General features: G+C 43.9%; 18 protein-coding genes. 7 read left to right on the forward strand and 11 right to left on the reverse strand.

Translation table 11 applies throughout. The features are described from left to right. The first annotated feature begins 145 nt into the window (after positions 1-145). The 4 genes from phhA (at position 146) to ppc (ending at position 6,452) form a co-directional block, all read left to right on the forward strand. Complete coding sequence (phhA, locus tag AAEY72_RS06785) at positions 146-1,108, forward strand: phenylalanine 4-monooxygenase (RefSeq protein WP_352309972.1); 963 nt, start codon at positions 146-148, stop codon at positions 1,106-1,108. A gap of 109 nt (positions 1,109-1,217) precedes the next feature. Next, on the forward strand, positions 1,218-1,559 hold the full coding sequence (locus AAEY72_RS06790; RefSeq protein ID WP_194619716.1) for a 4a-hydroxytetrahydrobiopterin dehydratase: 342 nt from the start codon (positions 1,218-1,220) through the stop codon (positions 1,557-1,559). A 92-nt stretch (positions 1,560-1,651) separates the two neighbouring features. Beyond that, a complete protein-coding gene (locus tag AAEY72_RS06795; protein WP_352309973.1) occupies positions 1,652-3,040 on the forward strand; it encodes a Na+/H+ antiporter NhaC family protein in 1,389 nt (462 codons plus the stop codon). Positions 3,041-3,671: 631 nt separating this feature from the next. Continuing rightward, the gene (gene ppc / locus AAEY72_RS06800) at positions 3,672-6,452 is read left to right on the forward strand and encodes a phosphoenolpyruvate carboxylase (RefSeq protein ID WP_352309974.1); all 2,781 of its coding nucleotides are present in this window, start codon (positions 3,672-3,674) and stop codon (positions 6,450-6,452) included. 186 nt (positions 6,453-6,638) lie between these two features. Here the strand turns inward: ppc and AAEY72_RS06805 are convergent, their stop codons facing one another. Beyond that, positions 6,639-7,172 (reverse strand): peroxiredoxin-like family protein, encoded by a 534-nt coding sequence (locus AAEY72_RS06805; RefSeq protein WP_189585172.1) that lies wholly within the window; start codon positions 7,170-7,172, stop codon positions 6,639-6,641. A 296-nt stretch (positions 7,173-7,468) separates the two neighbouring features. Here AAEY72_RS06805 and AAEY72_RS06810 point away from each other — a divergent pair, with 296 nt between their 5' ends. Further along, positions 7,469-8,077, forward strand: coding sequence for a TetR/AcrR family transcriptional regulator (locus tag AAEY72_RS06810; protein WP_194619714.1), 609 nt, complete (start codon positions 7,469-7,471; stop codon positions 8,075-8,077). Positions 8,078-8,251: 174 nt separating this feature from the next. Here the strand turns inward: AAEY72_RS06810 and AAEY72_RS06815 are convergent, their stop codons facing one another. The 10 genes from AAEY72_RS06815 to nirB form a co-directional block, all read right to left on the reverse strand. Next, positions 8,252-8,905 carry a DsbA family oxidoreductase gene (locus tag AAEY72_RS06815; RefSeq protein ID WP_352309975.1) on the reverse strand — a complete coding sequence of 218 codons (654 nt, stop codon included), beginning with the start codon at positions 8,903-8,905 and terminating at the stop codon, positions 8,252-8,254. 320 nt (positions 8,906-9,225) lie between these two features. After that, entirely contained in the window at positions 9,226-10,062 is an 837-nt protein-coding gene (locus tag AAEY72_RS06820) for a sterol desaturase family protein (protein WP_352309976.1), read from the reverse strand. 24 nt (positions 10,063-10,086) lie between these two features. Beyond that, positions 10,087-10,728, reverse strand: a complete 642-nt coding sequence (locus AAEY72_RS06825; protein ID WP_352309977.1) for a CDP-alcohol phosphatidyltransferase family protein — start codon at positions 10,726-10,728, stop codon at positions 10,087-10,089. A 36-nt stretch (positions 10,729-10,764) separates the two neighbouring features. Further along, a complete protein-coding gene (locus tag AAEY72_RS06830; RefSeq protein WP_352309978.1) occupies positions 10,765-11,409 on the reverse strand; it encodes an ATP-binding cassette domain-containing protein in 645 nt (214 codons plus the stop codon). 86 nt (positions 11,410-11,495) lie between these two features. Then, positions 11,496-13,265, reverse strand: coding sequence for an ABC transporter permease (locus tag AAEY72_RS06835; RefSeq protein WP_352309979.1), 1,770 nt, complete (start codon positions 13,263-13,265; stop codon positions 11,496-11,498). Beyond that, the gene (locus AAEY72_RS06840) at positions 13,262-14,569 is read right to left on the reverse strand and encodes an ABC transporter substrate-binding protein (RefSeq protein ID WP_352309980.1); all 1,308 of its coding nucleotides are present in this window, start codon (positions 14,567-14,569) and stop codon (positions 13,262-13,264) included. Before AAEY72_RS06840 ends, AAEY72_RS06835 begins: the two co-directional genes overlap by 4 nt. A gap of 51 nt (positions 14,570-14,620) precedes the next feature. After that, positions 14,621-16,807, reverse strand: a complete 2,187-nt coding sequence (locus tag AAEY72_RS06845; protein WP_352309981.1) for a dihydrolipoyl dehydrogenase family protein — start codon at positions 16,805-16,807, stop codon at positions 14,621-14,623. Between the two features lie 178 nt (positions 16,808-16,985). Beyond that, the gene (locus AAEY72_RS06850; protein WP_352309982.1) at positions 16,986-17,396 is read right to left on the reverse strand and encodes a hypothetical protein; all 411 of its coding nucleotides are present in this window, start codon (positions 17,394-17,396) and stop codon (positions 16,986-16,988) included. A 906-nt stretch (positions 17,397-18,302) separates the two neighbouring features. Then, entirely contained in the window at positions 18,303-18,662 is a 360-nt protein-coding gene (gene nirD / locus AAEY72_RS06855) for a nitrite reductase small subunit NirD (protein ID WP_352309983.1), read from the reverse strand. Between the two features lie 168 nt (positions 18,663-18,830). Next, complete coding sequence (gene nirB / locus AAEY72_RS06860) at positions 18,831-21,440, reverse strand: nitrite reductase large subunit NirB (RefSeq protein ID WP_352309984.1); 2,610 nt, start codon at positions 21,438-21,440, stop codon at positions 18,831-18,833. 594 nt (positions 21,441-22,034) lie between these two features. Between nirB and AAEY72_RS06865 the strand changes: the two genes are divergently transcribed. Next, positions 22,035-23,546, forward strand: a complete 1,512-nt coding sequence (locus AAEY72_RS06865; RefSeq protein ID WP_149408266.1) for a NarK family nitrate/nitrite MFS transporter — start codon at positions 22,035-22,037, stop codon at positions 23,544-23,546. Positions 23,547-23,548: 2 nt separating this feature from the next. Then, the gene (locus AAEY72_RS06870) at positions 23,549-25,630 is read left to right on the forward strand and encodes a bifunctional protein-serine/threonine kinase/phosphatase (protein WP_352309985.1); all 2,082 of its coding nucleotides are present in this window, start codon (positions 23,549-23,551) and stop codon (positions 25,628-25,630) included. Positions 25,631-25,664: the final 34 nt, after the last annotated feature.

Genomic DNA, 25,664 nt, shown 5'->3' on the forward strand with positions numbered 1-25,664 from the left:
AAAAACGGGCAGGATGAAAGTAATTTTTCTTGCCCATAATGAGCTCTGCACTTTGTAATGTCGTGAAGCCAATGTGATGGTTCAATCATAATTGAAAGCGACTAACAACATTTAAAGCGCTAACTGCAATAAAAGGAACGCAGGCATGGAACGCCTATCACATATAGATTCTCTTAATACCACCATCGGTGCCAATAGTGTCGCTTCTAAAACACCAAGCAATGATGCTGCTAGCCACGATGACACTGCGCATAGAAAGAGTGATTCTACTCCGAAAAAACAACCTTACGTGTCGCATCAGCCAGACAGTCATGGTCATATTCACTATAGTGACGATGAAAATGGCATGTGGCAATCGTTACTTGAGCGGCAAGCCGAGCAAATACCCAATCGTGCCTGCCCAGCCTATCTAGACGGTTTGAAAAAACTGGATTTGCCCGCCACCCGTATTCCACAACTACATGATATCGACGAGGTACTGCAAGCAACCACTGGTTGGCAAACTGCTGCTGTCCCCGCGTTAATAAGCTTTGGTAAGTTTTTCAAATTGCTTGCCAATAAATCCTTTCCCGTTGCAACTTTTATCCGTCGATTTGATGATATGGACTATATTGAAGAGCCTGATATTTTCCACGAAATCGTTGGACATTGTCCGCTACTGACACACCCTGCATTTGCGACTTTTAATGAGACTTATGGCAAGCTGGGTCTCAATGCCAGTAAAGAAGAAAGATGGTTTTTGGCACGGCTTTATTGGTTTACCATCGAGTTTGGTTTGGTGGGGAAAACCCAAGATAACCGTCGAATCTATGGCGGTGGCATCTTAAGCTCACCATCTGAGACCATTTATGCGCTCAATGCTAGTTCTGAGCAGCAAGCAGAACCTCGTTCTCAACATAAGCCCCAGCCTCAACCAGAGCATCGAGCGTTTGACTTGCTTGATGTGTTACGTACCCCTTATCGTATCGATCATATTCAGCCGATTTATTATGTCATTGATGATTTGGATACGTTATTCGATATCGTTAATAGCGACATCATGGGAATGGTCAAACAAGCCATGTCACTGGGATTGTTTGAGCCAGCTTATACGGCAAAAAATGCTTAATACATGATTGGGAAGCACAGTATTATTTAAATCATATAGCAATAAGAACAGCGTCAACACGGACGTATATTTACTAAAAAAACAACGATCAACATAAAAGGAAATTATAATGACGACATTATCACAAGCCAGCTGTGAAGCCTGCCGTATTGGTGCACCAACAGTTGAGGATACTGAGGCAAGCGAGCTATTACAGCAAATTCCAGATTGGTCATTGATTGACGTCGATGGCATCAAGCAATTACAACGTCAATATAAATTTAAAAATTTCGTCAAGGCGATGGAGTTTGCCAATCAATTGGCAGACATCGCTGAAGCAGAAGGGCATCATCCTGGCATCTTGGTAGAGTGGGGCAAAGCCACCGTGACGTGGTGGTCGCATAGTATTAAAGGGTTGCATCGCAATGACTTTGTTATGGCTGCAAAGACCGATAGCCTATTTGGTAAGTGATGAGGGTAGCAATAAGCATTGCAACTCATTAAACTTGCCACACTCAAAGCCAACCTCTATGCCAGATACAGCTGGCAAGCTAAGGACGTGTGATGCCGCCAAAGATATTAACCCAAATTTCGCCTCAACTTGCTTTTATGATTTCTGCCATTGTCATCGCCATCATGGGTGTCACCATGATTGGCTTTGGCTGGGTACCACATTTATCATTGATTCTCGCTATCTGTGTCTTGCTGGGCATAGGTCTGTTCAAAGGATTAAGCTTTGATGATATGCAGTCGCAAATGGCATCAGGTGTCATGCGTGGTATCGGTGCCATTTATCTGTTTTTCTTTATCGGTTTAATGGTCGCCGCCTTGATGATGTCTGGTGCCATTCCAACGCTGATGTATTTTGGCTTTCAGCTGATTTCACCTGAGTATTACTATATCTCTGCCTTTGTGCTGACTTCTATTATCGGTATTGCCTTAGGCAGTAGTTTGACCACTGCCGCGACATTGGGCGTGGCTTTTATTGGGATGAGTAATGCGTTTGATGCCAACGTGGCGATTGCGGCGGGTGCTGTGGTATCAGGCGCATTTTTTGGTGATAAAATGTCGCCATTATCGGATACCTGTACCATTGCTTCATCGGTGGTGGGTATTGATTTGTTTGAGCATATTCGCAATATGATGTACACCACGGTACCAGCGTGGATACTGACGGTCATCATTTTTTGGTTTTTCTCGGGTCAGACTGCTGGCTCTGATTTGAGTCAGGTGACTATCTTGCAAGGGCAGTTGATTGAAAGTGGACTGGTACAAGGCTATGCGGTATTGCCTTTTGTCGTGCTGGTTGGATTGGCTATCTTTCGCGTGAATGCTATCTATACGATTATCTGTACCATTGTTGCGGCATTGATTATTACTTATTTGCACAGCTCACCGAGCTTTGGACAATTAGGTGGTTATCTATTTGCAGGGTATGCGCCCGCTGAATCATTAGAGCTGGGTGAAGTAGGGGGCATGCTATCGCGCGGCGGTGTGCAGAGTATGTTCTTTACCCAAGCGATTGTGATATTGGCACTCAGTCTTGGTGGACTACTAACGGCATTGGGTATTTTACCAGCACTGTTATTGGGGATCAAAGACACATTAACGACATCAGGACGCGCCATATTTGCCGCTGCCATGTCTGCTCTAAGCATCAACGTACTGATTGGTGAGCAGTATTTGAGTATCTTACTATCAGGTACTGCCTTTCGTCCGACGTTCGAGCGTTTGAATTTACATCCTAAGAATCTGTCTCGTACGATTGAAGATGCCGGTACGGTTATTAATCCGCTAGTGCCTTGGAGTGTGTGCGGTGTGTTCATCAGTCAGGCGTTAGGTGTGCCCGTGCTTGATTATCTGCCTTATGCGTTCTTCTGTTATTTGTCGCTACTGTTGACGATATTATTTGGCTTTACAGGGGTGACTATCAGTCGAATAGAGAAGCACTAAATCGAGAAAAAGATAATGATGTTAGACTCTATTTTTATGAGCTGACTGCTTATGACTATCTCGACATTACATCATAATATCATTGATGACACGCCTCAAATATAGCCTCGTAGTGCAAGCTCACGAGGCTTTTTGCTAAGTTTTGGGCTGGCGTAGTCAGTGAACAGTAATATAGATACATCACGCACTGCTGATATCAATTTTTCTTGCTTGCTGTGCCTACGCAGACAGAGGCTACAAAAAATTGATATCAGCAGTATCGTAGCTTTTCTGGGGTATTTTGACTATATATCGTGTTTGAATGCAATGATGAATAACTCATAAAATCGCTGTGTTAGTGACAATAATATGCATACAAAGGGATGCAGGTTTTTTGATCTTATATCGAGTTCACTTTTTGTCGTATTTTATATTTTTCGTCTATTAGGGTGAGTCTACAATTTTAGAGCTTGGTTATGTTATCGAGGTTCGATAGTTTTGCTATGGTTAATGTGGTAAATTGCTTGGGCAGCTAAAATAATAAAAGTGAATTATTTATATCAATAAACAGCCATAGGTTAAGCAACTAAAATCATAAATTTACTATGTTACTCATTCATTGGTACTCACTCATTTAATAAGAAGGTTGAAGATGACACTAGATAATAACGTACTACGTAAACGCACCAGCTTGTTGGGTTCATTGCTTGGCAATGCCATCTCTCGCCAATCTGGTGAGCAGACGCTAGATACGATTGAGACGCTGCGTAAAGGCTTTATTCAGCAGCGCCGTGAGCCTAACGAAGCCCATAAACAGCAGCTCATCGATTTTATCGCTTCTTTGGACAATCAAACCTTAAAAAACGTCATACGTGGGTTTTCTATCTATTTTTTCTTAGCCAATTTAAGCGAAGAGAATTACTTGCGAGAGCAACGTCACGCGCAGCGCATGCAGTCTGAGCAAAGCTGGGAAGGCTCGTTTCGTCGTACGTTGCTTGAGTGTCGTGAGCGTAATATTGAGCCCGCTCAAATGCAAGAGCTGATTGATCAGCTAAAGTTTACGCCTGTATTCACCGCGCATCCTACTGAAGCTCGTCGCCGTACCACGATGAACATCTTACAAAGTCTATTCACGCATAGCGATGCCTTAAATAATTTGACCGAAAACAGTTTTGCTTACGAGCAGGCCAAAGAGCAAACGGCGCAAACGATTGACTTGTTATGGTCATCTGATGAAGTGCGAACGCGTAAGCCACTGGTATATGACGAAATCAATAATGGCTTACATTATTTTAACGCCAGCTTGTTTAATGCCATCCCAAAGGTATATCGTAATATCAAAAAAGCCATTGTTGATATCTATCCAGAGCTGACAGACTATCCGTTACCTGCATTTATGAGCTTTGGTTCGTGGATCGGCGGCGATAGAGATGGCAATCCTTTCGTGACTTTTGAGACCACAGAGCTTGCCGTATTAATGCATGCGGATACTGTGTTGCGTCACTACCAAGTGCTACTAAAAAAACTGCGTCGCCAGCTCATCCATAGTGATACGACTGTCACCGTTTCACCTGACGTATATGCCAAAATCACCAGTTACGGTGAGCTTGATCAGCGTGTGTTTGATTATAATCTCGATGACTATGGTAATGAGCCTTATCGTCGATTGCTCTCTGTCATTCTTACTAAAGTCAAAGCGACCAATCGCCGCATTCAGAGCAAAGGCACTGATATTGAGGCCGAGAAGGATGCTTATCGCAATCCAGAAGAGTTACTAGAGGACTTGCGCATTATCCGTCATAGCGTGAATACACACGATACGGCACATGCAGACGGGTTATTGCTCGATATGATTCGTTTGGTCAAAACCTGCGGCTTTCATTTAGCAGCGCTCGATATCCGTCAAGAGTCCTCATACCATAGCGAGGTTATTGCTGATATTTTTGCCAGTGCCTCCAACCTACCAGATTATCAAGCGCTAAGCGAAACCGAACGTCAAGAGTGGCTGACACGCTTACTAGAAAAACCCGGTACGCCACTTATCTATACCGATAACTTGACAGACAAAACACGTGAGCAATTGTCACTGATGAATTCAGTCGCAATGTTACGAAAACTTGTTGGCGCTGACACCTTTGGCAGTTATGTAATTTCGATGACCAATAACGCCAGTCAGCTATTAGAAGTATTACTATTAATGCGGTTTGCAGGCCTATGCAGGCTCGATGATGAAGGTCAATTGTCTGCTGACTTACCAGTGGCACCGTTGTTTGAAACCATTGAAGATCTTAAAAATATCGATAAAATCTTGCCTGCCGTGCTAGACAACCCACTGTATCGCGGGTTGCTGCAACACTCAGATAACACCCAAGAAATCATGTTGGGTTATTCAGACTCATCGAAAGATGGTGGTATTATTACTTCTGCGTGGCAGCTTTATAGCGCACAGCAAACCATTAATAGCATTGCTGAAAAGTATGGCATCAAAACCCGCTTATTCCATGGTCGTGGCGGTTCAGTGAGCCGTGGTGGTGGGTCAACGCACAAAGCCATTGCTGCGCAACCAGCGGGTACACTGCATGGTCAGATTAAAGTGACTGAGCAAGGTGAAGTTCTCTACGCTAAGTATGCCAATACCGATACCGCAGTATTTGAGCTGACCATGGCGATCACGGGCACACTCAAAGCCTGCTCCTCAAGGTTCGTGGTGCAACCCACTGAGCTGCCAAATTATGAAGACTTGTTTGCACGCTTAGCAGACGCGGGCGAGCAACGTTATCGTGAGCTGACCGACAATACTGAAGGGTTTTATAAATTCTACTCGCAGGTAACCCCAGTACAAGAAATCTCTTTATTAAATATTGGCTCACGCCCAGCCCATCGTAAAAAAGGTCTACCAAGTAAGACGACTTTGCGAGCCATTCCTTGGGTGTTCGGTTGGTCATTGGCGCGCTTCACTTTACCTGCTTGGTATGGCGTAGGTAGTGCGCTGCATAGTGTCAAAGCTGACGAAGCATTAATGAAAGAGATGAATAAACACTGGCCGTTTTTCAGCGTATTTATCAGTAATATCGAAATGGCTTTTACCAAAGCCAATATGAATATTGCACAGGCCTATAGCCAACTATGTGATGATGAACCGTTACGCCAAAAAATCATGACAGCTGTCACTGATGAATACACGCTGACCAATTCAGGCTTAAACTCCTTGCTTGAGCAAGACTCTTTATTATCCAATCAACAAAACCTTGCGGCATCCCTGCAATGGCGAGACGCTTATCTAGACCCTATTAACTATATACAGATTGAGCTGTTAAAGCGTGCCAGACAACAAGATACGGTGGAATATGCCGACCATGATGATATCAACGTAGAAGACCCATTAATCCGCAGTATTAATGCACTGGCAGCGGGCTTACGCAATACCGGTTAGCGCTGCTAAGCATTGATTAAGTTTAGAGTCTGTTGCGTTGGTCTATATCAAAAGCCCCTCAAACTATACAGTTTGAGGGGCTTTTGATATTTTAAGATATTATCTTTTTCGATATCACGTTTAGGGCGTGTCCCTATTTTAAAATGAGGATATGCCCTAGTAGTAGCCGTGGTATTAATACGGCTATTAATGCGTGCCGCGAATCGGGTAGTCGTTTCCTCGAATATAAGACAATCCACTGGCAAGCGATTCAAGCTCAGGTCGAGCAAAAGGCGCGTTAGAGATGTCAATAATGTGGATGTCTCCTTTGGCATTGATAACGAATACACCAGGCTCTGCAAAAGGATGATCGGTCTCTTTTTCTGAGCGTGGATCAGAGATATAAAGCCCTAGCGTGTTCATCTGCTCAACTGTCAAACCGTAAGCGATCGGGAAGTTAATGTTTAATTCTTCTAGATGGGTTTCTAACTGCTGCTTACTATCAGCTGATACGGCAATGATATCGACACCAGCGTCGGCAAATGACGTTTTGACCGTTTCTAACTGGTTAAGATATTTAGTACAAATCGGGCAGTGCTTGCCTCGATAAACAACCACTAATTTCCAATCGTGACCATTTTCAGGCTTACCCAACGATTGCATTTCGCCATCTCGCATTTGTACCTGTAGATCAGGGAATTGAGAACCGGCGCGAAGTTTTTGAGAGTCATTTGATTGCATGTTTTTATCCTTTGAATTTTTATAATAATGTGAATAACGAAAGCTAAAAGATTCGATTATTAAATCAAGCTTCTTTTAAATCAAGCTTCTTATAGTCAGTCAATTATGATTTGTTTAGTGTTTATGAACGAGCTTTACATAAACCCCCACCTAACGCTCCATTGGAGGCTAGTTGACCTTACTTTAACTGGACTTGAGCAATCATTCAAGTTAAAATTGAATAATTACTCAAACGATACGATACAGCTATACTGACTTCATATAGGAGTCATGGCTTTGAGAAATTGGAAAATATTATGTCACGTACTACGCTATATAATCGTCAAGAAGCCTTAGAGCGCGCTATACAGCTGTTCTGGCAAAAGGGCTTTCATGCCACCTCTCTAAAAGATATCGAACAAGTCCTCGATATGCGCCCGGGTAGTATCTATGCTGCATTTGGCAATAAGAATGGCCTGTTTCAAGAAGCGCTAGAGCATTACGCCCATGCCGCACTGATGGAGCTTGAACGCGTACTAGCTAGCCATGAGTCACCTTTATTAGGTTTGGCAGCTTATATGCGTCAACTGGGTGGTATCCGCGACCAAAAAATACCAAGTCGGGCCTGTATGTTGGTCAAAAGCTTACTGGAGCTTGGGGCTCGAGAGCAATCAGCATTAGATAAAGTCGAAAAATTACTGGCGGGCTTGGAGACACGCTTTACGGAATGCTTCGTTGAGGCGCAGCGGCTGGGGGAGATTGATAGTGAGCTTGATGCGGTTAGGCTAGGACGTCGTTTGCAGGCAGAAGTTATGGGACTGCGTGCCTTTGCTCAGCGTGATGTCGATAGTGCTGCGGTGCATGCGCTGGCGGAAGACATGGCATCTTCTATAGAAGAAATGCGCAATGACTCTTTTGCTAGCTGAGTATGGTTGCTAGGCTAAAAGTCAATCAGCATTGTCCATTCATTTTATAAATGGATAAAACCTAAAAAGGGCTACTCGAAGTTTAAAGCTTCAAGTAGCCCTTTTATTTTAAATGAGGGCACGCCCTAGTAGCTGCGCTTCAAAAAAGACTTTAGCCCTAACGAGAAATACCAATTAATCTTGAAGTTCTGCTAATTGCTGCAAGATGTTTTTGAAATTCTCAACGCCTTGCGCGCCACTCACCAAATGTTTTTGATTAAAGATAACAGAGGGTACGCTTTGAATGCCTTGCTGACGCCACTGCTGCTGGGATTGACGTATGTCTTCAGCAAAGCGTTGATCTGTTAGCACTGCTAAGGCTTCGCTACGATCCAAGCCAATCTCCGCTGCAATATCTGCCAGCACTTCTGTGTCAGCGATATTTCTAGCATTGGTAAAGTGAGCGACAAATAGGGCTTGCTTTAAATCATGCATTCGACCTTGTTGATTAGCCCAATGCAATAACTGATGCAAATCAAAGGTATTATAAGTGCGAGTTTCTTCGGTGAAGTTAAACTCAAAACCCACTTCTGCACCAGCCTTAGTCATCATTGCGCGGCTAGCATCAGACTCTTCCTTGCTTGAGCCGTACTTCTTAGCGATATGCTCACGCAAGTTCTGGCCTTCAGGTGGAGTGTCAGGATTCAGATCAAACGGATGCCAATGAATTTCATGGGCGGTGTTCGTTTGCTTGAGTGCTTCAGCCAATTGTCGATAACCGATGACACACCAAGGGCAAACCACGTCCGATACGATATCTATTCGTAATGGTTTTTCTGAATTATTCATAGTGATTCCTTATCTTTTTAGTTTTCAATTAGGGTCTGTTGAGTATTCAAATGTGGAACTGGCAGTGGCTATTTTTTAGACAATACGCAGTGAAATTTTTGACGCCTAGTCGTTCTAGGTTAGACAATTTCGCCATGCATATGTTTGAAAGATACTATTTATTGGCATGTTAGCCAAATAGTTGGTGTATTTTCCGTGACTTTTTGAGCGGCAACAAAGACCGCTTCTAAAATTTGACGTCTGATAAGTACGGTATTAAAGACTGCTTGTATTGCCTCGTCATTGACGTTACCACGATCACTAGCGACCGATAAAGTAAATCATTTACTTTTAAGTGGCTTACTTTTAAGTGAATTACTTTTAAGTGATTTACCTCTGAAAGGCATCGCTAACAATCCCCATAGCGAGGCGTTTTGTTTGGGTGATGGATATTCTTTTAGCCCAATATCGAGCTCATTATCCGGCTTCTGAGCGTCGCTCTTGTAGCTACCGAAGATCTTATCCCACCAAATCACGCTAAACCCATAGTTTGAATTGGTTTCAGACACGCGTTGGCTATGATGGATACGATGTAAAATTTGCGTCATTAATATTAAACGCGCAGGCTTTTCAATGGCAGGCGGCAGACGAATATTGGCATGATTAAACATCGCCAAGCCATTTAAGGCGATTTCAAATATTAGTATGGCTACGGCAGGCACACCCAATGCACTGACGATGAAGAGTTTAACCAATATACTTAAGACAATTTCAATAGGATGAAACCTAAGCCCTGTGCTGGTATCTACGTGAGCATCAGCATGATGGACTTTGTGCAAGCGCCATAGAATGGGCACTCGGTGGAACAATCGATGCTGCCAATAAATAATGATGTCGAGCACGAGCAAGCTCAATACGATAGACACTAAAATGGATAAATCGAGCATATTGAACAAGCCAATTCCGTGCTGCTGATTATACAGCGCAACCGCCGTTAGACCTATCGGTACGGCCAAACGCGCCACAATTGATGATGCTAGCACCAAGCCAAAGTTAGCCAACCAGCGCTTGTTACTTTTGATCGGGGCTTTACGTGCTGGCATGCGCCATTCAATCAGCATCATGATCATTAATATGCTGAAAAAGAAGCCCAGTCGCCACCATATCTCATTCGTCATTGGCTACCTCTTTGCTTATTCTGTTTATATGCTGTTTGAATGGCTGTCTGCTTCTAAACGTTTGAGGGTCTGGTAACCGCCATATATACGGGTAAAAATAGTAATGGCGCAGGCAGCCGCAAAAATACTGGCCAGTAAGACAAACTGCTGTGGCCAAATACAAAAGGCGACAAACAATGCGATGGTTTCAGTGCCTTCTGTGAGACCATTCAAATAATAAAAGCTTTTGTATTTAAACTGCGGCTTGTCTAATGCAAATTTTTCAGCAGCGATGGCAAAGGCCAAAAAGCTCGAACCTGTACCGATGAATGCCGCCAGTAGTAATGCACCTGCAATAGCGTTTTGTGTAGGATTGGCCAAGATAAAGCCAAGCGGCACGGCAGCATAAAATAAAAAGTCGAGGGTAATGTCTAAGTAGCCTCCTGCGCTTGAGCTTTGATTGGCATGACGTGCGAGTGCGCCATCTAAGCCATCAAAAATACGATTCAGAGCAATAGCGATAAGGGCACCAAACCAGAGCTGATTAGCCAGTAGTGGTAAAGCTAGCATGCCGATAATAAAACCGACCACTGTCAATTGATCAGCAGTAACGCCGCGCTTATGTAACATGATGACTATGGGCGTTAATATAGGCTTGATGACGGGTGTGATAAACTTATCTAGCATGTAATCACCTTTTTATGTTACCGCTAAAAACTAAAGTTAATAACTAAGATTAATGACTTTACCTTCTGCTGCTTCAGCATCACTATGATCGTGGGTGACCATGATAGCCGGAAGTTTATGGGTACGGATTTGATTGAATACTAACTGTTGGGTCTCGGCTCTAAGCTGGGTGTCGAGCTTGCTAAAAGGTTCATCGAGTAGGATGGCTTTGGGCTCACTCAATAGAGTGCGTAGTAGGGCAACACGTGCTTGCTGACCGCCAGACAGATTGTCAGGATGGCGATTGCTCATACCTGCTAAACCCACTTGCTCAAGGGCGTGTTCTATTTTTTCGAGGCGCTGTCTTTTATCACGCTGCTTATTGTCTTTGGGCATCGCAAAGGCAATATTACCTGCGACTGATAAATGCGAAAACAGTAGCGCATCTTGATAGAGCACGCCGATATGACGTAAGTGCGTCGGTAGATGGCTCACGTTTTGCTCATTTAACCAAACCTCACCAGTCGCGGTAAAGCCGTGTGGTAATGTGCCTGTCAGCCAGTTTAATAAGCTTGATTTACCACTGCCAGATGGGCCCATAATAGTAAGTATCTCACCGCCTGCAATCTGCTCATCTAAGCTCAGTAATAGCGCGTCTTTTCGATACAATTGTAAGTTTTTTATCTGTAAAGATGATGGCATCAAAAACCCTTTATCTGCGTTTTTATAGTGAGTTGTTGTTCAAAACCAGCGTTTTTTGAAACTGTTTTTATTCAAAATAAACCATTTTAACGACTGCTATTTCTACCACTTTTAAAGAAATATTTCGGCAATACCCACGCCAATATAAAGCCAATTAACGGTAACGCCATTTGAATGGTGGCATACACCGCACTGGTGCGCCTACTGGCACCATTGGCGAGAGTCACAGCTTCTGTGGTGATAGTGGCGATACGTCCGCCGCCCGCTAATAACGTCGGTAAGTATTGTCCAAAGCTAATCGCTAGACCAAGCGCGATAGCAATTAAAAGAGGCGCAAACAGCTGCGGTAATTTGACCTGCAAAAATACTTTGGCTGGCGTCGCGCCAAGATTGGCTGCCACATGAGCAAAACGAGGGTCTAGACGTCGATAGCTGCTAGCAAGCGATAAAAACACATAGGGCAGCACGAACAATAAATGCGTAAACGCCACATTAAAAAATGCCGTTTGATTATTGACCAATTGTTGCAACCACACCAAGCCAAATAAAAAGGCAATGCTGGGTACTAACAGCGGCAAATAAATGATTAAACTGGTAAATTTTGAAAGAGGCTTGCTACTTAGTTGTTCGGCTTCTAAGCACAATAAAGCAAGGACGATAGCAAATAAGGTACTCACAATACCGATCGTAAGGGTATTAAATAATGGCGTGCCCATTTGCATAAAGGCGCTTTGAAAATGTAACAACACAAACTGCTCTGGCAATACGGCTGGAAAGCGCCAAAAGCCTGCCACTGACCACATGAACAGACCCATGAGTGCCAGTAATATAAAACCAATGACCACAGTGGTCAAAACTGCGGTCATTTTTTGCATTAAGGCATCGGCATAGTTGCGCTTGCCATTAATCAATGACGGATTACAGCAAATTTTTATGGCTCTCTCAGCAGCAAGCCACAAAGCGATTAATCCGCCCGTCAAAGCCAGTTGCAATAACGCGCCTGCCGAAGCCCGTATACGTAGGTTTAGATCAACATCATTAAACCATTGCATAATTGTGACCGCGAGTGTGGGCGGTGTGTTTGGACCCAATATCAATGGCATCTCAACACTGGCACTGGCATAGGCAAGGACGGCTAAAATAGGCAGACGTAATACGGGGTAGAGGATAGGGAGGACGGCTTTAAAAAAAGCAGTGATGGGGTAATAGCCGAGATTGAGCGCGACTTTATATTGCTGATGCAGCTTTTTACCCAGCTCAGGTTGTGCCAAAGCACCTAGTGCCATTAATAATAAAAATGGCAGCTCTTTTAAGGTCAAACCCAAAATGATACTAATACCATAAGGGTCATGTGGAAACATACCGTCCGGTGCCAACTCCCAACCGCTTAGCCACGGTGAGATGAGCCGTGAAAACATGCCAGAAGGCGCAATTAAAAACCCCACCGCAATGGCTGCCGCTGCATGAGGAATAACCAAAATTGGACTCAGCAAACGCTCAATACGAGTGAGCCAAATGCTATTAAAAAATGCCGCCAATATCATTAAAGTCATGACGAAAGCGAGTAGCGTGCTTAGCAATCCAGTAGCGATGCTTAGCGCAGCCATTTGAGTAAGACCAGGCGTCTGCCAAAGATCGTTAAAGCCTTGTAGGCTAAAAGTCGTTTGCTCAAGTGCAGGTAGCCAACTAAACGCAGGCAGCAGTACGCTGACCAAACCACCGAGTACCGGCAATATCAGCAGCAGCAACAAAAATTTTGGACTAAAAGATACGATACGCGTAAAGAGGTCTGTCTTATAAGATGCAGGCATTCTAGCGCTTGCATCAGTGGTTTTATCGTTAGAAACGTCACTCATGGGCTGACCCCATAACGTGTCTGCCAGCCTTGCATAATGGCATCAACCCAGCTTGGATGTGGTTCACTGACAGTGCGTTTGATACTATCAAAGGGCAGGGCACTAGGGTGTGGTCGGTTGTTCTTAAATAAAGCTTGTTGTTCAGGGTCGAGTGTAGACTGGACGAGTACCGTTTTATCACCCCATATAGAAGGCGTTTGTTTTTTGGCCTGTGCTTCTGGGCTCATCAAGAAATTTGCGACTAACTGCGCCGCTTGCGGATGGCTGGCATTATAAGGAATGGCCACAAAATGCGTGTTACTTAAGCTGCCATCACTCATTGCGTAGCTACGAATACTCTCGGGTAAATCATAACGCTGCACGGCCGCTGGCACTTCAGGTGCAGAAAAAGTAAAGGCCAAACTCAGCTCGGTATCATCGACCAAACGCCGCATCTGCGCGCCCGTTTGTACAAATTGCTCGCCTTTGCGCCATAGTGTTGGATGCAAGTCATCCAAAAATGTCCATAGCGGATCTAATACCAGATCGGTATTTTGCTCAGTGGCTGGCAGGTTGAGCTGTGCCTTGGTATTTTCACCTGTTTGAGCATCATGTTGTTCGTGCAGCATGACTAAGGCGTATTTTAAAAAGCTCATTCCTAAAAAGTCTGGTGGCTTTGGGTAGCTAAAACGTCCAGGATTTTGTGCTGTCCAATCGACCAGCTCATTCAGCGTCGTTGGTGGCTTATCAGTCGATAAATGGTCGTAATAAAAAGTCAGCGAGGCTTGTCCCCATGGCGCTTCCATGCCATTGGTGGGTACACCAAAATCAAAGTTCACCGTAGGGTTGTTTTCTGGATCGGTAAGGGCAAAGTTAGGTAACTTATTCGCCCATTGCTTGAGCAATAATGAGTTTTCACTCATGGTGGCAAAGTTTGCGCCATTAATCCAGATGAGATCTACGCTGCCTTTATCATGGTTATTGGCTGATTTTTCCGCCAGCACGCGACTGACCGCTTCACTGGTGTCGCTTAGTTTCACATGGACTAAATTGATATTATATTTATCATCTACTTGCTCAGCTGCCCACTGTAGATAGGCGTTGATTTGTGGGTCGCCGCCCCACGCATAAAAATAAACATCTTGGTTTTTGCCAGTCTCTTGCACCTGTTGCCAGTGCGACAGACTCTTATCATCTGATACATTGGTAGTAGAAGCGGTACTGGCAGAAATACCCATACAAATGCCAAGCGCCATAGCATAGATGCTATAGCGGCTTAGGTTTTTTAAGGTCGATGAGGCTTGCAAGGATTTGATAACGTGCATTTAAGTTTCCGTTATGATGATATATTCTCAGCACAGTTGATAAAAATCCAACTAACCTCGACGCCATGTATGGTACTTTTCAAGCAAGTTTAATACTTTTTCAGGCGCATGATTGCGTTTCCATTCACCAGCCGCGTATTTATTACCTTCTGCCCATGTCGGGTACATGTGAATGGTGCCGAGTATTTTATTCAGCCCTAAACCATGTTTCATGGCCAGTATAAACTCAGGCATTATATCACCAGCATGCTCAGCGACGATGGTCACGCCAAGTATTTTGTCTTTACCTTTAGGTGTGATGATTTTGATAAAGCCGACATTGGCGCTTTCAGTCACCGCACGATCTAAGTCTTTAAAGTCGTAGCGGGTAATCTCAAAATCGATGCCTTTTTCGATAGCTTCTTGCTCATTTAAGCCAACACGTGCGACTTCTGGATCGATAAAGGTTGTCCACGGAATCACGCGATAATCGACCTTGAATTTCTTTAGATGTCCAAACAAACCGTTTACCGCGGCGAACCATGCCTGATGGGAAGCCACATGGGTAAATTGATAAGGGCCGACGACATCACCTGCGGCGTAGATATTAGGATAAAGAGTTTCTAGGTAATCATCGGTATTGATAGTACGATCCGTTTCGATGCCCAACGCTTCTAGGCCGTAGCCTTCGAGGCGAGCACTACGCCCAACGGCACAAAGCAACTCATCATATTCAATAGCAATCTCTTGCTTATTTTGACTGTCTTGCTTATCTGTATCGTCGTCTAATTGCTCAACGATAATGAATTTTTTACCATCGCGAGTCTCACAGCGAATCGCTTGATACGAGGTCAAGACATTCACGCCACTCTCGACGAGCACTTGCTGCGCAAATTCTGAAACTTCCACGTCTTCTTTTTTCATCAGACGCGCGCCTCTTTCGATTTGAGTCACATTGGAACCCAAGCGCGCAAAGGCTTGTGCGAGCTCAGAGCCGATAGGCCCGCCGCCAAGTACGACGAGATTTTTCGGTGCTTCTTCCAATTCAGTAAACTTATTCCATAGCGTATCGCTCGTCACATAACCGGTCTCTTCCAAACCTGGTAAGTCTGGGATAAATGGACGGGCACCAGTGGCGACAACAATGGAACGTGCGGTGAGTCGCTGCGTGCCGCCATCGTTTAGCGCAATTTCTACCGTCCATGGGTCGATAAATTTAGCATAACCTTTTAACACTTCGACACCCAATTCCGTATAACGCTCGACGCTGTCATTTGGCGCGATGTCAGCGATGACTTTATGGATGCGTGTCATGACATTTTTGAATGAAAATTCTGGTTGAATATTATTGAGACCATAGCGTTCGCCATTGCGCATCTGTTCTGCGACTTTCGCGCTTTTGATAAGGGCTTTACTGGGTACGCAGCCGTAGTTTAAGCAGTCGCCGCCCATCTCACCCGCTTCAATCAGCGTGACTTTTGCTTTGACGGTGGCCGCGATATAACTGGTGACTAGACCGCCAGCACCCGCACCAATGACAATCATATTGCGATCGAATTTCTTTGGTTTGGTGTAATTTTTATAGACGCGGCGTTTTTTTATCGTATTTAAGATGCTTTTAGCTATCAACGGAAAAAACCCTAGTAGCGCGAATGAGGCAATCAAATTGAAAGATAAGATGCCTGACAAGCTCTCGATTTGTGCCAACTGCGTACCTGCATTGACATAAACAAAGGTGCCAGCGAGCATACCTACTTGGCTGACCCAATAGAAGGTTCTTGCCTTAATCGCGGTGACACCCATCAATAGGTTGATTAAGAAAAATGGGAATATTGGAACGAGGCGTAAGGTAAATAGATAAAAGGCCCCTTCTTTTTTTACGCCTGCGTCAATAGAGTCGAGACGTTCGGGGAACCGCTGCTTGATAGAATCGCGCAGTAAATAGCGTGAGGTCAAAAAGGCCAGTGTGGCACCAATACTTGAGGCAAACGAGGCGACCAATAAGCCTTGAACCAAGCCAAACAACGCCCCAGCTGCCAAAGTCATAATGGCAGCGCCAGGTAAAGATAATGCCGTGACTAATATATAGACTAAAAAGAAGCCACCAATAACCAACCATGGTGACTGCGCTTTATATTGGTCGAATTGATCCATCGAGCCCTTCAAACCCTCAAGTGTCAATAATTGGTTGAGGTCAAAGTAAAAAAAGCCAATGACTAACATCAATACGGCTAATATTAAAACTATTTTCTTAATCATGGATTATCCAGCTAAATAATAATGCAAAGGGGTGTGTGAGAAATAGGGTCTAAAAAAGTCTTATATACAAACACATAGCGATGTCATCAGTCCTACTATAATCTACTTTTTCGTTGTTCGTAGCGATATATTCGTTTTTAGTAAACTATAGTGATATTCAGACTGGTTATCAACTTTCTTAGGATAAAGTCGGTGACGTCTTTTTGCCTAAGCTTAAAGTATCCCAATCTCTCATTAAGAAAAGCGCTATACAAGCCGCCAACATCGGCCAAGCAGCAAAGAACAATAGATTGTCGAAAGGAGTGAGATAGAGACCGAAAGTGGCAAAAGTAGAAACCGCGTGTAGCAATAAGACAATGCCGTATGTCCATTTTTTGAATAAACCCATTACGAACGAGAAGATCAGTATGATTTGTAAGCTACCAATAACGTATACGATACTAGTGCCTAAGTTCTCTAATGCATAAAATTTAGAAAACACATTGGCGGTGTGGTCAGGATTGACAAATTTGTCGAGCGTCCAAAATAAGAAGACAATGAAAATACCTATTCGAAGCAACAGTAAAGACAAAGGGAGATATTTTGGCATAAGTTATTTCTTTTTAATAAAGTTTGAAAGCGAGTTCAAAATAGGGTGGATTGAAGTGAGGTTTTACGCCTGTTATTAGAAGGTTTTTATGTGACAGACATGAGTAAGAAGTGTTTGCTTTATGTTGAGTGATTGCTCAATTATAGCTGTCAGATGTTACAAAATAATGCAAGGGCGTATTGTGATGATTTTTGAACGCTTGTTTTAATTTATCTATATTATATAGTCGGTTCAATTTAAAAGTGGTACAAGGCAACCGAGTGTAGATGTATATTTAATACCTCAAGCGAGGTTAACGCTGTAACGCTTTTATAGTGGATTGACTATATAGGGCGTGTCCTCAATTCAATTGATCATATCTAAACTAGGGCGTGTCTTCAATTCACTCGATAGTCATCTAAATGGGCTAAAAATGGCTAAATCTTGCCAAACATCGTCAAATAGCTGGTTAATATCCCGATATTATCTGCGCTATTTTTCTTGTTTGACGGCAATTTATCTCATTTTTATCACCATTTTTGAAATGAAGACACGGCCTAGCTAAAAATGGCTAAATTTTACCAAACATCGTCAAACAGCTGGTTGATATCCCGATATTATCGGCGCTATTTTCCTCGTTTGACGGCAATTTATCTCATTTTAAGACCACTAAGTGTATCCATGTGCTAATTGATGACACGCCCTAGTTAAGGTCTCTACATTATCGTCGGTTTACGCCTGATTCGATAAAATGTTTGATGTGATTTTAGCGATCAGCAGTCCTAATATTTGAATCATCAAACAGACCCGAAACATAACAAACAACAAAACAGCCTTTAAATCTAAGATTTAAAGGCTGTTTAAGACTATCGAGAGAACGATAAAATATAGCTGGCTCACCATAAAAGTGCTACGGCATTAACCTAGCTAACCCTGAAAATTATATTTGACCATCACATCGCTCCCATCATGATCAACCTTATAAGTGTTGAGTATGATACTTTCATCATCTAAACATTGGCCTGTTACCAGATTAAAGCGCTGCTTATAAATAGGCGAGGCTACATACAGTACTGCTTCACTAAGGCCAGCTGCGTTGGTAATGGTAGTGCCACCGATTAAACCTCTAGACAATACATTGGCCTGACTAAAAGGGTCATAATTATCAAGCGCGAACAGCTTAGTTTCTTTGGTGCGAAAGATAGCCACTTGTTTGCCATCTATGAGCGCACAAACACCAGTCTCAGGGAGAATGTCTTCTAATCTACAAACCGTATATTGAGTCATTGGGTTATCCTTATCCTTATTCGTATATTATCGGAGAGTATAGGCAGTCCTAGATAAATCAGAGACGGTGTTAGGCTAGCTCGATCGACTATTGATAGTGCTGTCATTCGCCTTCCTAGTTTATTAATTGTCTCTTCATTATCTTAAACCGACTATCTTGGGCGTTGATTAAGCCAGCTCAGTCACTAGGATTTGAGTTTTTTCAGTATCGGTTGCGGGGCGAATTTGCTCGCGCTCGGTTACAAAGACCACATTGTCATCTCCTTGCTCACTATTGACGAAATGACGGAAACGTTTGAGCTTTTCGCTATCGGTGATGGTGGCTTTCCACTCACACACATAGTTGTCGATCAGCAGCTGCATCTGCGCTTCTAGCTCGTCAGCGATGCCTAAGCTGTCTTCAATAATGACTGCTTGTAGATATTCCAATCCACCTTCTAAGCTCTCGCGCCATTTTGAAGTTCGTTGGAGTTTATCTGCTGTTTTTATATAAAACATAATAATGCGATCGATGTATTTGATGACTGTATCGCTATCAAGATCAGTGGCAAACAACTCGCCATGACGCGGGGTCATACCGCCATTACCACAGACAAATAAATTCCAACCATTTTCGGTAGCGATAATGCCAAAGTCCTTGCTTTGTGCCTCTGCACACTCGCGTGTACATCCGGACACGCCCATCTTTATTTTATGCGGTGAACGTACTCCTTTATAACGATCCTCTAAGGTGAGCGCTAAGCCGACACTGTCATCGACACCGTAGCGACACCAATTATTACCCACACACGATTTAACAGTTCGCAGTGACTTACCATAAGCGTGACCAGTCTCAAAGCCAGCTTGCACCAATTGTGTCCAGATATCAGGCAATTGGTCTAAACGTGCCCCAAATAGATCCACGCGTTGACCACCTGTGATTTTGGTATACAAATTAAACTCTTTGGCGACTTGTCCGAGGATGATCAGTTTATCGGCGGTGATTTCACCACCCGGCACACGAGGTACGACAGAATAGGTGCCGTCTTTTTGTATGTTGCCCAGATAATAGTCATTGCTATCTTGCAACGGTGTCAGTTCAGGCTTGAGCACATAGTCATTCCAGCATGAGGCCAAGATGGAGGCGACCGTAGGTTTGCAAATCTCACAGCCATGACCATTACCATGCTCATCCAACAGAGCATCAAAGGTTCTAATACCATGGACACGAATCAAGCTATAGAGCTCTTGACGAGTATAAGCAAAGTGCTCACATAAGTCGTTATTGACCTCAAACCCAAGGGTCGTTAACTGGTAGCTTAAAGTGTCTTTCACCATAGGCGCACAGCCACCACAGCCTGTACCTGCACTGGTACAAGACTTCACTTCGGCAATGGAATACGCACCGTTCTCGACCGCCGCGCAAATATCGCCTTTGGTGACGTTGTAGCATGAGCAAATCGTTGCACTATCTGGTAAATTTTCTATACCCATTTTCGGTTTTTCAACGTTGGGTAGTATGAGGCTTTCAGGGTGGGCAGGTAGGTCGATGTCGTTGAGATATAGCTGTAATAGATTATTATAGTCTTCGGTATCGCCGACCAATACCGCGCCAAGCAAGCGTTTATTATCAGGCGTTGTGACCAGTTTCTTATAAATGCCCTCAGCAGGGTTTTGGTACAAATAGCTCAAGCTGTCCGCGCTGTTGCCATGGGCGTCGCCAATACTACCAACATCGACGCCCATCAGTTTGAGCTTGGTGCTCATATCAGCGCCCGTAAAGGTTTGCGAATGATCTCCTGTGATTTGTGCCGCGCAAATACTCGCCATGCTGTAGCCTGGCGCTACTAAGCCAAATATCTTGTTATCCCACACCGCGCATTCGCCGATAGCGTAGACATGCGCGGCATTGGTGCGGCATTGTTCGTCAATTAAAATACCACCTCGTGCACCTATCTCAATGCCGCACTCAGGATTGTTTTTGATAATGCCATCTTGCGGACGAATACCCGCACTAAAAACGATCATATTGGTATCAAGCGAGGTATCATCGGTGAATTGCATGGTTAAGTGACATTGATCTTCACTGGTGTTATTCCTGTTTTTAGACAGGGCATCGGTATTGTCAATAATGGCTTGGGTATTCTTGCCAGTTAATACTTTGACCCCAAGGGCTTCAATTTTTCGTTTCAAAATCTCACCGCCAGCAGCATCAAGCTGTACGCCCATCAATTGTGGGGCGAACTCTACAACATAAGTTTCTAACCCTAAAGTGACCAGTGCTTTTGCTGCCTCAAGTCCCAGCAGTCCACCACCCACGACCACACCCTTTCTGACTGTGGGGCGCTCAGCAATGGCAAGAATGTCATCTAAATCGGCAATGGTTCGGTATACGTGGCAATGCGGATGTTCACGTCCTGGAATGGGTGGTACAAATGGATAGGAGCCTGTCGCCAGCACCAGCTCACCATATTCAATCTGCTCGCCAGCTTCAGTGATGATGTATTGATTGGTCGCATCGATATCTACAATGCGCTGATTCAGGTGCAATTGAATTTGGGCGGCGGCATAGGCGCTCAAATCAACCAAATTTAGCTTACTGATATCTTTATGCTCAAAATAGCTCGATAAATACACACGATCATAAGCCGGACGGTCTTCTTCTGCAAACACATGAATCTCAAATTTCTCATGTAGCCCTTGTTCTATGGCTCGCTCAACGAAATGATGCCCGACCATACCGTTGCCAATCACCACTAACTTAGCTTTATTTGGTGTACTCACTATAGTGCTGCTCATGCGCTTATCCTTAGTAATGGGGTTGTCTAAATATCGTGATCTAAACGTTATGATGGTTAGCAATATTTAGTGCCTACACCAATTACACCTTCAATAACTGTGCCAAGCACTGTTATATAGCGCTTTGTATTTAAGGGGATTGCTAAAAAATTCAGACGAATACGTATGACGCTCATCGCGTATTTACAAGGTCGCAAGGCATTTATGAGGAGGTTGATGATGATGGTAAATAAAATATTAATCGATCATTTGGCAATGAGGTGATAAGTATTGATGCACTAAAGTGGACAGAATCATGCACCAATTTGATTGCATTTATAATGAGGAGCATTTTTTTATGTTTCTCAATGATACAAGGGCATCATGTTTTTTAAGATATGAATCGGCTTGTGATAGTCGCCTGTAAGTCTGCTATTACAAAGCATTGACGCTTTCACCAAAGACGATGGCTTGCCTCCACAATGATTTTTATGACGGCAAATGGCACAGCCATTGCACCCCCTTAAGTGTTCTAACTGATCATTCTGTTTAACATAACTTGTTCTTATGACTTTTTATGTTGGCCCTAAAGTTTGCCATTTAAGGAAATTGCTTATGTCGTCATCGCCACCATCGAACCCCGCTGTGCCAACTAAAAACAAGCTTAATATCTTATCTTTTACAGGTAAGAATAAAATTCTCCATCTTGGTTGGATGGCTTTTTTTCTGACCTTTTTTGTGTGGTTTAACCACGCGCCTTTTTTATCCGCGATTGGGGAGACGCTTAACCTTACTAAAGATCAAATCAAAACCTTATTGATACTAAACGTTGCCTTGACGATTCCAGCTCGAGTCATTATCGGTATGCTAACCGATCGTTTTGGCCCGCGCCTCGTCTATACCGCCATTTTGGCGATTGGCGCCATTCCCTGTTTTACTTTTGCCTTTGCGCAAGACTACAACACGCTAGCGTTGTCTCGGTTCTTACTGGGTTTTGTGGGTGCAGGGTTTGTGGTGGGTATTCGTCTAATGAGTGATTGGTTCCCTGCAAATGAGCTGGGTACGGCTGAAGGTATTTATGGCGGTTGGGGCAATTTTGGTTCCGCTGCTGCTGCCTTGCTATTACCGACAGTGGCTATCATCGCTGCCGCTATAGTTGGTGGTGATGAGGGCTGGCGTTATGCGACGGCTACTTCAGGGGTGGTCATGATGCTTTACAGTGTGATTTTTTATAAGATGGTGCGAGACACGCCAAAGGGTGCGACGTATTTTAAACCCAAAAAATCTGGTGCGATGATGGTGACTTCAGCAGGTGACTTTTGGCTGATGATGGCGTTTAAGCTGCCAATGTATTTGGCCTTGGCTCTTTTGGGATGGAAATTATCGCCCGCTGGTGTCAGCTTGCTTAGTCAGGACAGCGTGACTATCGTCTATATCGGATTGGTCGTTTTATATATTTATGAGTTTGTGAGTAGTTATCGCTTTAATAAAGAGATATTTACTACGCCAGTTCCAAAAGCACATCAGTATGATTTTAAGCAAGTCGGTATCTTAAATATTCTCTACTTTGCTACTTTTGGCTCAGAGCTGGCGGTGGTGTCTATGTTGCCGCTTTTTTATCAAGAGACATTTAGCCTATCGATTGTGATGGCAGGGGTATTGGCATCAAGCTATGCATTTATGAATCTGATGTCACGTCCGGGCGGCGGTTGGCTCAGTGACAAGTATGGACGCAAGATTACGCTGCTGATTTTGACTGCGGGTTTAGCCGTCGGTTATTTATTGATGGGAATCGTTGATTCAACATGGCCGATTGCGTTGGCATTGTTAATCACGATGTTTTGCTCATTCTTTGTACAGGCAGGCGAGGGCGCAGTGTTTGCGGTCATTCCACTGATTAAGCGTAGTATGACTGGACAATTCGCTGGCATGACTGGTGCTTATGGCAATGTTGGTTCGGTCGTTTATTTAACCGTACTGAGTCTCGTCTCCTATCAGGTATTTTTCTTTGTGATCGCTGCCACCGCAGTGGTTGGCTTCTTAGCACTATTCTTTTTGAAAGAGCCTGAAGGCGTTATCATCGAAGAGATGCCAGATGGCAGCTTTGCTCAAATTAAAGTGAGCTAAGTATGAAAAAGGGCAGCACACAAGACTTTAAGACCACTGACAAAACCAGTCACCATAGTGCGGATAATGCACTATGGTTGCTTGATTTTTATACCATGCAAGGGCGCAAATCCGAAAATCAAGACAGCTTGCTGATAACAACATGCTTGCCGTATGGACAGTCCACAGCAACCATCAACGGCGGCGTTCAATGTCCTCATGCGCCTTTATTGGTGCTGATGGCGGATGGTGTCAGTGCCTGTCAGTTCCCTAAACAAGCCAGTCAATTGGTCGTCAATACCATCACGCATCACCTTACTTTAGCGCTTGAAAATCTGGTGAGGACAGAGTACGAGTCGGCATCAGAAAATGAGTCACAAGCCAATGGTCAAAAGGCGCCGATAAGCTTTGATGATAATCAAATTGCTATATTGATTAAGGAGGCGGTAAACAAAACCAATGATGTGCTCTACTTCCCGCAAGTCTACGAGCGAGTACCACCGCTGTTATCGACCTTATCAGGCCTACTGTGTATCGGTGACCGTATCCATCTGTTTCATACGGGCGATTCACGTATTTACCGTATAGGTATGGATAGCATGGCGGTGCTTACTAAGGATCACCGCATCCATCGTGGGCAAGATAAAGGTGCGCTGTCGGCTGCTGTCGGCGCTGATACACGAATTCAGTTACAGCAATCGGTATTTACATTGCATCAAAACGAGTGCTTAGCGCTAATGACTGATGGCGTCTATGAATCTATTACTGCCTCAGAGCTTCAGTTTGAACTGTGTGCCGCCGCAAAGGCGCTAGTTCAATCGACGACTATGACTGATCGAAACGCTATCGACCAACAGATAAGTGATGTTGGTATCGGTATCGGTGAAAGCTTAGATATCAGTAAAAGCTTATGCGAGCAAGCGTTTAGCGAAGGCAGTTACGATAACCTAAGTATGATGATGCTCGGTATGAATACAACAGTGCTCCATAAGCAAACGTTTAAGGCACAAATTTATAAGACAGGCGACAATACTAGCTCTCACGATATTCATCGTTATCAGTTGCCAACGGGTTTGGAGATTGGTGCGCAGATTGACGGTTTTACTATCAAGAACATTATAGCCCGTACTGCTCGTAGTGAAGTGTATTTGGTAGAAGATAGCAACCATCATGCCTTTGTCATAAAGTCGCCAAGCCTTGATACGATTACCGATGGGTACTATCTGCGCGAGTTTTTAAAAGAGCGAAAAATAGGGTTGAGCTTATCTAAGCACAGCCGTGCTGGCGAGCCTGCTTACAATCAAGCGGACCCTAATGATTTGTCGAGCGATAACAGCCTTATCAGCATCAAAACCAATCAAAGCGCGAGCTCAGCGCTGAGTTCTTCAGGATTGCTACGTTATTACCCCGTACCAGCGAGTAGTACTTATTTATACCATCTGACCGAATATATTGAGGGTGAGAGCCTCAGAGATTTTATGGATCGCCATGCCCCTTGCGACGTATGGCAGACATATGATTTGTTGACCAAAATAGGCATGGCGGTTCGGGTGATGCATCGCAACTATCTATTGCATCAAGACATCAAGCCGGAAAACATCCTATTGACCACCTCAGGCGCGGTCAAATTGATTGATTTTGGTTCGGCCAGCTCTTTAATACTCAAAGACAGCACTCGACCACCGAGCGGTGATTTGCACTACGCTGCACCAGAATATTACAGCGATGCACCAAAAGGAGTTTATTCTGATTTATTTTCCATAGCCGTAATCGGTTATGAGCTACTAACCAATGAGTTGCCGTTTAGTTCGCAAGATTTGATGAGTTCGCATCAAGCAAGTCATACATTGACGCTGCCTGCTCAATCATTACGTCAGCACCGCGTACCCACTGCTAGCCAACAAGCGTTAATGCGTGCGCTGCATTCCAACACCCAAGCTAGATACCAAGCAATTGGTGAGTTTTTACAAGATTTTAACCCCGATAACACCAGCAATATCCGCGACCCTGAACCGCTTATCATACGCCATCCCTTACTGGTATGGCACAGCATTTGCTTCATTCAGTTTGTCATCATCTTATCACTGCTGGCTTATTTTCTATAAGTTTGCTTCAACAAAAACATGATATGACACGCCA

This window comes from Psychrobacter sp. W2-37-MNA-CIBAN-0211 (assembly GCF_040309405.1).
Classification (GTDB): domain Bacteria; phylum Pseudomonadota; class Gammaproteobacteria; order Pseudomonadales; family Moraxellaceae; genus Psychrobacter; species Psychrobacter glaciei.